Origin of the sequence: Prevotella sp. RM4, from assembly GCF_000701965.1 — a bacterium.
Lineage (GTDB): Bacteria > Bacteroidota > Bacteroidia > Bacteroidales > Bacteroidaceae > Prevotella > Prevotella ruminicola.
The window spans coordinates 1-11811 of record NZ_JNKG01000001.1 but is presented as its reverse complement, the minus strand read 5'-3'; the positions used below and the strand labels follow the sequence as shown (position 1 = coordinate 11811).

The 11811-nt window shown below is 48.6% G+C and carries 12 protein-coding genes; 5 read left to right on the top strand and 7 right to left on the bottom strand.

Annotated features, from left to right (window positions below):
- Window positions 1-8: 8 nt before the first annotated feature.
- Window positions 9-728: a DUF5715 family protein gene (locus T499_RS0100060; protein WP_013063300.1), complete on the bottom strand. Its 720-nt coding sequence runs from the start codon at window positions 726-728 to the stop codon at window positions 9-11.
- Window positions 729-841: 113 nt separating this feature from the next.
- Between T499_RS0100060 and T499_RS0100055 the strand changes: the two genes are divergently transcribed.
- The 5 genes from T499_RS0100055 to T499_RS0100035 are packed head-to-tail and all read left to right on the top strand — an operon-like array spanning window position 842 to window position 5484.
- A complete protein-coding gene (locus T499_RS0100055) occupies window positions 842-1804 on the top strand; it encodes a PhoH family protein (protein ID WP_033149339.1) in 963 nt (320 codons plus the stop codon).
- 31 nt (window positions 1805-1835) lie between these two features.
- Window positions 1836-2792, top strand: a complete 957-nt coding sequence (locus T499_RS0100050) for a phosphoribosylaminoimidazolesuccinocarboxamide synthase (RefSeq protein ID WP_013064788.1) — start codon at window positions 1836-1838, stop codon at window positions 2790-2792.
- 27 nt (window positions 2793-2819) lie between these two features.
- Complete coding sequence (ubiE, locus tag T499_RS0100045) at window positions 2820-3551, top strand: bifunctional demethylmenaquinone methyltransferase/2-methoxy-6-polyprenyl-1,4-benzoquinol methylase UbiE (RefSeq protein WP_013064957.1); 732 nt, start codon at window positions 2820-2822, stop codon at window positions 3549-3551.
- An 11-nt stretch (window positions 3552-3562) separates the two neighbouring features.
- Complete coding sequence (locus tag T499_RS0100040; RefSeq protein WP_033149280.1) at window positions 3563-4309, top strand: shikimate dehydrogenase family protein; 747 nt, start codon at window positions 3563-3565, stop codon at window positions 4307-4309.
- Between the two features lie 8 nt (window positions 4310-4317).
- On the top strand, window positions 4318-5484 hold the full coding sequence (locus tag T499_RS0100035; RefSeq protein WP_033149279.1) for an AIR synthase-related protein: 1167 nt from the start codon (window positions 4318-4320) through the stop codon (window positions 5482-5484).
- A 50-nt stretch (window positions 5485-5534) separates the two neighbouring features.
- Here the strand turns inward: T499_RS0100035 and T499_RS13965 are convergent, their stop codons facing one another.
- From T499_RS13965 to T499_RS0100005, 6 genes are all read right to left on the bottom strand, one after another.
- The gene (locus T499_RS13965) at window positions 5535-6017 is read right to left on the bottom strand and encodes a YcbK family protein (RefSeq protein WP_052173222.1); all 483 of its coding nucleotides are present in this window, start codon (window positions 6015-6017) and stop codon (window positions 5535-5537) included.
- Window positions 5992-8349 carry a hypothetical protein gene (locus tag T499_RS13960; RefSeq protein WP_052173220.1) on the bottom strand — a complete coding sequence of 786 codons (2358 nt, stop codon included), beginning with the start codon at window positions 8347-8349 and terminating at the stop codon, window positions 5992-5994. The genes T499_RS13965 and T499_RS13960 overlap by 26 nt, the downstream gene beginning before the upstream one ends.
- Window positions 8346-8717 (bottom strand): hypothetical protein, encoded by a 372-nt coding sequence (locus T499_RS0100020; protein WP_084162834.1) that lies wholly within the window; start codon window positions 8715-8717, stop codon window positions 8346-8348. Before T499_RS0100020 ends, T499_RS13960 begins: the two co-directional genes overlap by 4 nt.
- A 134-nt stretch (window positions 8718-8851) precedes the next feature.
- Complete coding sequence (locus tag T499_RS0100015; RefSeq protein ID WP_033149277.1) at window positions 8852-9133, bottom strand: DUF3127 domain-containing protein; 282 nt, start codon at window positions 9131-9133, stop codon at window positions 8852-8854.
- Between the two features lie 171 nt (window positions 9134-9304).
- A complete protein-coding gene (locus T499_RS13955; protein ID WP_084162832.1) occupies window positions 9305-10012 on the bottom strand; it encodes a Rha family transcriptional regulator in 708 nt (235 codons plus the stop codon).
- A 316-nt stretch (window positions 10013-10328) separates the two neighbouring features.
- A complete protein-coding gene (locus tag T499_RS0100005; protein ID WP_084162831.1) occupies window positions 10329-11630 on the bottom strand; it encodes a hypothetical protein in 1302 nt (433 codons plus the stop codon).
- Window positions 11631-11811 lie beyond the last annotated feature (181 nt).

The window sequence follows — 11811 nt, the reverse complement described above, 5'->3', positions numbered from 1 at the left end:
TTTAATGTTTAACGTACTGTCATATGAAAGCACCCCTGCTTCACCTCGTATTTGATGTAGCAGCGACCCTGTTCGCGCATATCGCGCAGCACCTCGCACAGCACGTATTTCAAGCTGTCGTTACGCACAGCCCTGCGCGCAGGTCCATCAGGATCCTGAACCGTTTCGTAGCGGTTGTAACAGATGTCGAAGGTGGTACCATACAGATGGCACGAGTTCTCGGTAGCATTGCCGTTATGTCGGCGCAGCTTGGTCACATCGGCCTCGGTACGCAGCACGCTGGTAACAATGGGGCGATGCAGGGCAATGCCCTTTACATACAAGCTGTCGAAGAATGCCTGTCCTACATCCTGCAGCAGCACCGCCGCACGGGGCACCAGGTAAGGAATACTCGAGTACAGCTTGTCGATATGCACGTAAGGGTTGGCACCCACATACACCAGCTCGCTCTTACGCTTCTCGGCATCCTCGCGGTTCTTTACACGCTTCACACCCCACTTCATCGCTGCAGCCAACTGCACCGACTGGGTATCAGGGAAGCAAGCCTTAAAGCTGGGCACCGAGTATATCTTGTGCTTCTTAGCAGTAGCTGTAGCACTGAAATCGGTATGAGGCATCGCAGCTGCCACACTGTCGGCATTCACCTCTACATGGCTCTCAGCAATTCTTGGTTCAGCCAGCTGCGGAAACTCGGCACGTACCACCGCAAGCACCGCTACAATGCCCATAAATCCTATTAAATATCTTTTTTTTGTAAGTTTCATTTAAAAATTCTGTTTTGCGTTGCAAAGATACAAAAATTATTTGTAACTTTGTGCCCAAAAATAAAAAACTTCAGCTTTTGATAGAGAAACATATCGTATTAGAAGACATTGACCCCGTGATATTCTATGGGGTTGGCAACGGGCACTTACAGATGATTCGCTCGTTATACCCCAAACTGCGCATCATGGCCCGCGACAATGTGATTCGCGTTTTGGGCGACGAGGAACAAATGGCAGCTTTCGAGGAAAGTGTTGAAAAGCTGCGCGCCCATGTACTCCGTTTTAATTCGCTTGGCGACGAGGACATCCTCGATATCATAAAAGGTAAGCGCACGCGCGATGATGTGCCCGATGGCGTTGTGGTTTATTCCATGTCGGGCCGCCCCATCAAGGCGCGAACGCCCAACCAGCAGCGACTCATCGAGGCTTACAACCATAACGACATGGTGTTTGCCGTTGGCCCAGCTGGTACCGGAAAAACATACCTCTCCATAGCCCTTGCCGTTAAAGCCCTGAAAGACAAAACCGCCAAAAAGATTATCCTCTCGCGCCCAGCTGTAGAAGCTGGCGAGAAACTCGGATTCCTACCTGGCGACATGAAGGATAAAATCGACCCCTATCTGCAGCCCCTTTACGATGCCCTCGAGGACATGCTGCCTCAGGTTAAACTGCAGGATATGATGGAGAAAAACATCATTCAGATTGCCCCCTTGGCATTTATGCGCGGTCGCACGCTGAACGATGCTATTGTGATTCTCGACGAGGCGCAGAACACCACGCCCGCCCAGATACGCATGTTCCTCACCCGTATGGGCTGGAACACCAAGATGATTATTACAGGCGACATGACGCAGATCGACCTGCCCCACTCGCAAAAGAGCGGACTTATCGAGGCCCTGCATATATTAAACAATGTAGAGGGCATTGGTATTGTTAATCTGCAGCGCGATGATATCGTTCGCCACAAACTCGTAACCCGCATCGTCAACGCCTACGAGGAGTTTGATAAAGAGATGAAGGGCGAAATACCCAACAAGTAAATAGTAAATTGTCAAATAGTCAAATAACACAATGAAAGCATTAACTAAGACGGACTTTAAGTTCGCAGGTCAGAAGAGCGTTTATCACGGCAAGGTTCGTGACGTTTACAACATTAACGACGATCTGATGGTGATGGTAGCCACCGATCGTATCTCAGCATTCGACGTAGTACTGCCCAAGGGAATCCCCTTCAAGGGTCAGGTGCTCAATCAGATTGCAGCCAAGTTCCTCGATGCCACTACCGACATCTGCCCCAACTGGAAGCTGGCTACCCCCGATCCCATGGTAACCGTTGGTCTGAAGTGCGAGGGTTTCCGTGTTGAGATGATTATCCGTAGCATCCTTACCGGTTCGGCTTGGCGCGAGTACAAGAACGGCTGCCGCGAACTGTGTGGTGTGAAGCTGCCCGACGGCATGAAGGAGAACGAGCGTTTCCCCGAGCCCATCATCACCCCAACAACCAAGGCCGATGAGGGTCACGACATGAACATCTCGAAGGAAGAGATTATCGCTCAGGGCATCGTATCTGCCGAGGACTATGCCATCATGGAGGACTACACCCGCAAGATCTTCGCTCGCGGACAGGAGATTGCCGCCAAGCGCGGATTGATCCTCGTTGATACCAAGTACGAGTTTGGTAAGCGCGATGGTAAGGTTTACCTCATCGACGAGATCCACACCCCCGACTCAAGCCGTTATTTCTATGCTGATGGTTACGAGGAGAAGCTTGCCAAGGGCGAGCCCCAGCGCCAGCTCTCTAAGGAGTTCGTTCGTCAGTGGCTCATCGAGCACGACTTCATGAACGAGCCCGGACAGACCATGCCCGAGATTACCGACGAGTATGCCGAGAGCGTATCAGAGCGTTACATCGAGCTTTACGAGCACATCGTAGGCGAGAAGTTTGAGCGCGAGAACAGCGACGAGGATATCGCCCAGCGCATCGAGAAGAACGTCAGCGAATGGCTCGCAGCCTTTAAGTCTCGCTAATGTTTAATGTTTAATGTTTAATCATTAATGTACGATCAGGAGAAGATAAAGCCATACGGCGAAGGTGAAAAAGCGTCGCAGGTAGAGCAGATGTTTGATAACATCGCCCCTACCTACGACAAGCTTAACCACCGTTTGTCGTGGGACATCGATAAGGGTTGGCGCCGCAAGGCCATCAAGGCTTTGGCGCCTTTCAAGCCCCAGTCGCTGCTCGATATAGCCACAGGCACAGGCGACTTCGCCATCCTGGCCACCCAGATGCTGCAGCCCACCCGCGTGGTAGGTGCCGACATCAGCGAGGGCATGATGGAGATAGGCCGACAGAAGGTAAAGGCACTCGGACTCGACAGCATTGTAACCTTCGAGAAAGAGGATTGCCTACACCTATCTTATAATAGTGATACCTTCGACGCCGTTACCGCCGCATTCGGCATCCGTAACTTTGCCGATCTCGATGCCGGTCTTCGCGAAATGTATCGTGTGCTTAAGCCCGGTGGCCATCTCAGCATCGTCGAACTTACCACACCTGTTAAGTTCCCCATGAAGCAGCTGTTCCACATCTACTCGCACACCGTGCTCCCCGTTTATGGCCGACTGATCTCGCGCGACACCAGCGCCTACTCCTATCTCACAAAAACCATCGAGGCTTTCCCCCAGGGCGAGCGCATGGTAGATATTCTGATGAAGGCAGGATTTGCCGAGGCCTCGTTCCGCAGGCTCACCTTCGGCATCTGCACCATGTATTTTGCAACTAAATAAATACTAAATTTATGGACAAGTACGGACTTATCGGTTACCCCTTGGGACATTCGTTCTCCATCAGCTACTTCAACCAGAAGTTTGCCGACGAAGGCATCAATGCCAAGTACGAGAACTTTGAGATTCCCACGATTGATGAACTCCCCGAGATCATCGACCGCAATCCCAACCTTAAAGGTCTCAACGTCACCATCCCTTATAAAGAGAAGGTGATTCCTTTCCTCGACAGCATTTCGCCCGAGGCACGTGCCATCGGTGCTGTTAATGTGATCCGTGTGGTCCATGAGAAGAATAAAACGCTGCTCAAGGGCTATAACAGCGATGTCATCGGGTTCACCCAGAGTATCGAGAGCATGCTCGACCCCAAGTGGCACAAAAAAGCCCTTATCCTGGGCACCGGCGGCGCCTCAAAAGCCATCAACTTCGGTCTCAAGTCGTTAGGCATCGAGCCCGTGTTCGTCAGCCGTTACGAGCGCCCCGACACCATCCAGTACAATCAGATTACCCCCGAGGTTATCAAGGAGTACAACGTCATTGTTAACTGCACGCCATTAGGCATGTACCCCAAAACCGACGAGTGCCCCGATCTGCCTTACGAGGCAATGGATTCGCACACCATCCTTTACGACCTCATTTATAACCCCGACCAAACCCTGTTTATGCGCAAGGGCGCCAAGTACGGTGCCGAGGTTAAGAACGGCCTCGAGATGCTCCTGCTCCAAGCCTTCGCCAGCTGGGAATTTTGGCACGAAAAATAGTTTAGATTATGGATAATAGATATATGATGCGAGGCGTGAGTGCTGCCAAAGAGGATGTGCACAACGCTATCAAAAACATTGACAAGGGAATCTTCCCACAGGCTTTCTGTAAGATTATCCCCGACATCTTAGGGGGCGACCCAGAGTATTGTAACATCATGCATGCCGATGGCGCTGGCACCAAGTCGGCCCTCGCCTACATGTATTGGAAAGAAACTGGCGACCTCTCAGTATGGAAAGGTATCGCTCAGGATGCCATCGTGATGAATACCGACGACCTGCTTTGCGTGGGCGCCGTAGATAACATCCTGGTATCAAGCACCATCGGTCGTAACAAGATGTTGATTCCTGGCGAGGTTATCTCAGCCGTTATCAATGGTACCGACGAGCTGCTGGCCGAACTCCGCGAAATGGGTATCGGCATCTACCCCACTGGTGGCGAGACTGCCGATGTAGGCGACCTGGTTCGCACCATCATCGTAGATAGCACCGTTACCTGCCGCATGAAGCGTGCCGACGTGATTGATAATGCCAACATCCGCCCAGGCGATGTCATCGTTGGTTTGTCGTCAACCGGTCAGGCCACTTACGAGAAGCGTTACAACGGTGGTATGGGCTCAAACGGTCTTACCTCAGCCCGTCACGATGTGTTTGCCAAGTATCTGGCCGAGAACTATCCCGAGAGCTTCGATCACGCTGTCCCTGACGAGCTCGTGTATAGCGGTAAGTACAAGCTTACCGATGCCGTCGAAGGTTCGCCCGTTAATGCCGGTCAGCTCGTGCTCTCACCCACCCGCACCTACGCACCAGTTATCAAGAAGCTGCTCGACGAGCTCCGTCCCGAAATCCACGGTATGGTACACTGCACAGGCGGCGCCCAGACCAAGGTGCTCCACTTCGTGAACGACAACTGCCGCGTCGTCAAGGACAACATGTTCCCTGTACCCCCATTGTTCCGTGCCATCCACGAGTGCTCAGGTACCGATTGGAAGGAGATGTACCAGGTATTCAACATGGGTCACCGCATGGAAATCTACGTTCGTCCCGAGGTTGCCGATCAGGTCATCGCCCTCTCAAAGAGCTTCAACATCGATGCTCAGGTAGTAGGACATATCGAGGAAGGCAAGAAGAGCCTCACCATCAAGAGCGAGTTTGGTACATTCGATTACGAGTAAACCCGTTTACACATACAAAAAGCAGCGGAGCCCCCAAGCCCCGCTGTTTTTTATGCATTAATAAATAGTATTTTGTGCCGATTATCTTTCGGCCTCACAGCAAAGTGTACCCACACCGCACCATAGCGGTTCTTGGACGAGCCAAGCGGCAAAGCCGAGCGCTTCTCTATCAGCAGTTCATCAAACTCCTGTGTCGATTCCTTGGCATAATTAATCAGTATCGCCGCATAGCAGATGGCCTGCTCATACCCAGAGGTTCGGATATCCACCGCACACCCCGTTAAGTGATTACTATTCGCCGCTCCCCCAACCTTCCGATTCAACTGCGGCGATCGATAACCCGAGTTGATGATGATAGGTTGCGAAGCCCTTTCCCTCAAAACCTCCAGCCAAGTACAGAGGTTGGCAAGGTTCGCAATCGCCTCATGACTAGGGATGTTATACACCTCAGGATACTTGCTCCTGGTAAACTCCCCCAGCGTGAAGTGCTGGGAGAGATTTGCATTACTATTTAACTGTACTACTGTTTCCATTTCCTATAAATCTTGATGCTTTTTTAAAACCGATATCTGATATCTGAGTCACATACTTTCTGCTTTTCCAGTTTCTTACCATTTTAGCAGCATTCGCGCTGCTTAAGCCCTGTTGCTGTCGTACACGTTTTGCATCTTCTATGGTAAACTCATCTGGCAACAGCTCTAAGAGGTTGCGAGGTCCGCGGGTTCCTATGCGCTCGCCTTCCTGGGTGGCCCTTTCAATGTCTTCACCAAAGAATTGCATCTTGCACCACAGATCGTATTGCAGGCTCCAACGGACAAAATCTTCAATCGTCTTTTCCCATTGGCAGCCATTGGCCACATACAGCACACAGGCCTTTAACCAGGCTATCACAATGGCACGATGCGACAGGTTCCAGTAGGTTTCATCCTGCGACAATCTGGCAAATTCAGCGCATTCCTCCTGCAGCTTTTTAGCCAGTTTGAATGCCTGCGGACAATCCACCACACCATGAGCCGACACAAGGTTGTCGATATACGTTTTCAGCTCAGCATCAAACGCCTCGTCGTACTTGCCGTAGATGGGCTGCTCAGCACCAATCTCCATCTCTGGGATGGTACAGAAGTTAATACGACTGATAGGACCATCGGTGAGCACACGACTGAAAAAACGACGACCTTTCTGGATAGTAGTACAGGCGTTCCAGTTGAATCTACACTTTGGTCTTGCTGTAACACTCTGGGTACCGATACGTGTTTGACCGAACTCAGCACCTGGGTCGAAAGCTAAGCACATCAGCTGGAAATGCTGCTTGCCAGTCTGACCTTTCAGCTGCTCAAACAGGTCAATCTCGTTCAGCTTAACATATACAAAGTGGCCCTCAGCTTCGTCCATACGGGTAACTAATGCGGGCTTGGTCATATCGGGATCAATCTCCTGTATCACCAGGCCTTCGGGTCGTACCTGCTTATCCTTATTGGCACCCTTCTTTTGGCAGTCCTTTTTCCACTCAGCCTCACGGCGGGTGTTCTCGGCATCGCGGGCTTTGATATCGGCCATAATATGACGGATAGGCTCATCTATACAGCCTTTACCTGCGCCCGTATGCGCCATCAGACAGTTCATCAGCGTAGCCTCATGTTTCACGTAATCGGTGTACTCAAACTCCACCTCTTTTAAATGTGTTCCGAGCGATGGGAACACCGCATGCGCCACCGCAGCTTTGTATTGGTTGGGGGTGTTCTTGGTAAGTAGTTTAATCAGTTTCGGTAGCTTTGCCGGCATCTCAGGAGGAATAGGAGCAGAACGATCACTCACTTCTGCTTCTTTATCATCCCCCAGTCTCCTACTCTTCGTAAATATTGCCTCTTCATCCTTATTCAGTTTTCGTTCAGGATTGTAATACTTGGCATAAAAATCACTCAGGCATTTCTGTACATTCGCATCGGCCCAGTGTTCAGGCATCAGTTCTGCCAATGCCCCATTAGCCTCCTCCTTACTTAATAACTGGTTACAGCCACTCAGGAATATCTTCACCGCATTATGCCTACCGCCAATATCCGTAAAGTCCGACTTCTCCAGTCCCTTAGCCTTCAACACCGCCTCCATCACAAACCTCACCCGCTCATCGATTGCTGTGACCAGGGACTGGTCCCTGTCGCAGGATGTGACTGGGCCCTGTCCCTCGTCACGGCTCTCGCGGCTATTCGCGCCATCATCCGTTGCTAAATCATCTTCCCACGGCTTATAGTGCTTCCTCGCCTTTTTAGCCCCAGCCGGCACCTCCTCTTCACCTTTACGTTCGCGCTCTTTCAACTGGGCATATTCCGCCTCGCACTCCTCAACCGTCATGGGTTCACTAAACAGCTCGTCGTCGAGAAAAAGTAAATCATTTTCATCACCACTAGTCGAATAGACCACCCTTTGCAAATCATGCACATTGGTGTCCATCTCAATCTGCAGAATGGTCGCAATGCGCACTTGGTTTTCTAGGATGGTAGCGCCAGGCTGGCGCTTACAAACCAAATGGTATCCCCCACTCGCACTCTTCTCCAGCATCATCAAGCCTATCTCATCTTTCTTGGCCAGTATCTGCTGTGCCATCGCTGCACTCTGTTCGGCATCGTAGCAATCCACATCGTGGAAAAAGTAGCTACCAATGCTCTTGCAACCAGCCAAAGCCGAACTTTTTAGCACACCGATATTGTACGCAAACTGCACCAACTGGGCCTTAGCTTTCTCGTCACCTTTGCGCGCTTTAGCTAAGTTCTCCAGATTCTCCTTGGTGTTTCTGAGCACCAAGAAATCTTCACGATTCTTTACCAGATAAGCAAACTTCTTACCCTTATTAACTATGCGGTAAATCATTTACTAAATCCTTTCTTTTGTAGGTGTTTAATGATTGGGCAAATACCCTTACGTAAGATGGTGGGTAACTGGGCGCGCAGCTCGTTAGGTACCACAAATGTTACGCGATCGTTGCCATCTGCGCCAAACGACAAACTGGCGTAATCCCCTTTAAATTCAGGTTTATGGCGTAATCGCTTGGTACGAGTAAACTCAAACGATCCATTGCTAAGCAACCGGCCTAAGCCTCGCCCGCAAAATGCGTCTGTTTGTCCTATACTCGGATTATCTGGCAAAAACTGCACATAATCCATTTCCAACTCACTCTTTGTAACGGCCATCATGCCGTTAACAGTTACTGTCTTGTTTAATTTGTTATTTGTTTTCATTTTGTTTTTGAGTTTTAAAGCGAGAAGAAGTTTCGGATTCCTTGGCCATTTACTCGAGAATATCCTCCTCACCTCAACTCAAATAACTAGTAAAATATGAAATAAGGAATGTTTTAATCTTTAATGTTTAATGTTTAATGTTTAATCTTGCAAATCTCATTTGCAACAACGTCCATAAACGCTTGTCCATTGTACTCGCGAGTTTGGAATCGCAAATCAGCAACCACCAGTTCGTTCTCAGCAAACTCTATGGTGGCCAAGTTACCAAGTGTTGTAACCACATAGCTGTTAGCATATTTGCCACCAAGTTCCTGTAACACTAAGGTTCGCTTGTTCAGCACACCATTCTCACTTTTCTCACTCTGTACGGTTGTCATTACACCGCACTTCTTCACTCTTAAAATCATTGTGTTCATAATGTTTAATTTTTTAATCTTTAATCTTTAATGTAATAAATGCTTCCGTATTTAGCTTGGAACTCTTCTCTGATTTCCTCGATACTTTTTCGAGTAATCCGATATCCGCGATCATACGCTTGCTGCTCCTCGGCTCTCACGTTAGCCAGATACAGCAGATATTCTTTTCGTTTAATCCCAGCCATGACCGTTTTCAATCAGGTTAGTTATAAAATCGCGACCTTTCTCAGTCCAAACCAGATAGGTTTCGTATTTCAGCTTGCCTTTCAGCGAGTAACTCACATTCAATCGATCGGCCGTCAGCCCTAACCCTTCGTACTTGGGTAGTAGTCGGTACTGTCCGCATCGCCATCGTTGAATCTTCATGTCAACCAGAAACGAGTTCAGGTCGTGCGCTGTCATGTTGTAAACGGCAGCAATCTCCGAAACCGTCAAGCAGCCGTCGCTCTCCTCGTTCACCTCATCCAGCTGCTCGCCTACTATCTCTTCCGACTCGTGCAGCACCTCTTGCTTGGTGGTAAGCAATCGCATCGACTGGCGTTGTGTCAGTCGTTCCATTTCCAACTGTTCCCATCGCAGCACCAGCTTTGCTCGCATCTCATCGTCATACTTAGTGGCGACATAGAGACACTCGGTTTTGGTGAGCGAATAGCATGGCTTTAAACGTCCACGCAAATCCTTATACTCAATGAGTCCAAACTTGGACCCATTAACTTTTTCCCACGCAGGCTCCATACTTCTAATGTCGCGCAATACGTGATTGTGTTGTTTCCCGCAAATCTCCGCTATTTCCAGCGACGTCATGTGCTGCTGGTTATACTGAGCATGCATGCGGGTTGTTAAACTTGAAGTTGTTTTTGAAATTGTAATTGTATTCATAATCTTTAAAATTTTAAATTGTTATTGTTTAATAATGTACGTGCGCCTCTGTGCGCACATGTGCGTATACATACGCCATTTTATCGCCCTCCGCCGTTCGGAAGGTGAATGTTGTACCAGCATGTCAAGGATCACGTCGGCAAAGGTAGAGTTCAACTATTCAACTCAAAAATTAATTTCAGTTGAGTTTTCAGTTGAACGGACAAAAATGCCCGCAAACGCCTTTGTTTACAGGCAAGAAAAAAATCAAAAAAAAATTCTACCAACATTCCAGTTGAATGCCAGTAGAACTTTTCAATAGAATTTTAGGCTTAATTCAGTCTTTTACATAGTTGCAAATCCAGTCAGCAATGGGCCCTTTCTTCCCCATTCCCATATAGATGGCAAAATTCTTACTTTCTTTTTTATTATCGCCCACAATTGCCGATGCAATACCCAGATCGCTGCCTTGTATTACGCCAGCCTTTTTCAGGCTACCCACCACAGCAGCCTTCAGCTTTGGTCGTTTGTCGGTTTTCTGCCAATCGTTAGCTATAACGCTACCTATCTCCGATTTCATCAGACAGCTCACCAGCTCATCACGCCACATGGTAGTATATTTCTCCTTATCAACCGAAACCGCATCAAACCAATCCTGCTGCAGCATTCGGGTTATGGTATTATAAGGTGCAAACAGGGTTGTGTTCTCCAACGTTCCTGTTTGTGTAGGTTGTAGCACATTTATCAGTTCTGGGTTCAGTCGAGCCATCTCCTTGTGTATCAGGTACAGCTTCATGTCGAGTTCAAAGATGGCTTGCAGCTGCGTGTCGCTAAAGTCGTAGTAATGATTTTGGATGTATTTCCCATATTTCTTGTAGTCGATAATAAGTATGGTGTCGTTCCAATGCATAAACTGCCGCCACTGGGCACATGCTACACAAAAATCGTCACTCATCACAAAATCATAAGGCAGAAATCCTTTCAGATAGTCCATTTGCACCTCGTTTAGCTCTTTCTGCGACGGCACAGGCGCAAATCTCATGATACCTTTTGTAAGCGATTCGGCTACCACTTTGGCCTGCAGTTCTCTCAGTTTGTCGATGGTCACACACAGGTTCTCGTAACGCCATTTCTCAAATCTCTTCGATATCGCATCGCCACTGTAGTTCTGCTTTTTGGCAAAATAGAATCTCTCAAACATGGCAGAATCGCAATGCATCAACGCTTTCTCAGCCTCAGCCAATAGCGTTTTCAGGTCTTCGATGTAGCATTTCAGACTCTCGTAAAAGCTTTCCCCTTCCATGTCGCTACAGATTCTTTCGCACCACAGCCAGAACAATTCTTTGCGATGCATCCCCGACGAGATGCTGAACGCCTCCATGCACTTACCACGTTTCAGGTCTTCGATATACCCCGGTAGTAACTTCACGGCACCCTTCAGTTGTCGCATAAAGAACCGAGCAACAAAGGCTCTAATTCTACTGTTTTCAATAGATACCACACAATATTGGCTGGCTATTTCCCTGGCAAGGTTGAGGTAATTTTTTAAACTTGGCAGGTAGTCAAGGGGCGCTCCGCAGCCAGCAGCCGAAGCTGCCCCAAGTTGAGCTCTTTCAAGCTCGTTGTTGATTGTTTCCATCGTTTTTCAAATTAATTTAATGTTGTTTATTAGTTAAAAAATCGGCTGCAAATATAATACTTCTCCAGTAATCAAAAGCAAAAATATTAATCTTTTTTATTCGCGAGCGCCACTAAATTTTTAGCGTATTTCCTTGGTTTTTCCAATAGATTCACTATATTACAACAGTTACCTGCTGCGA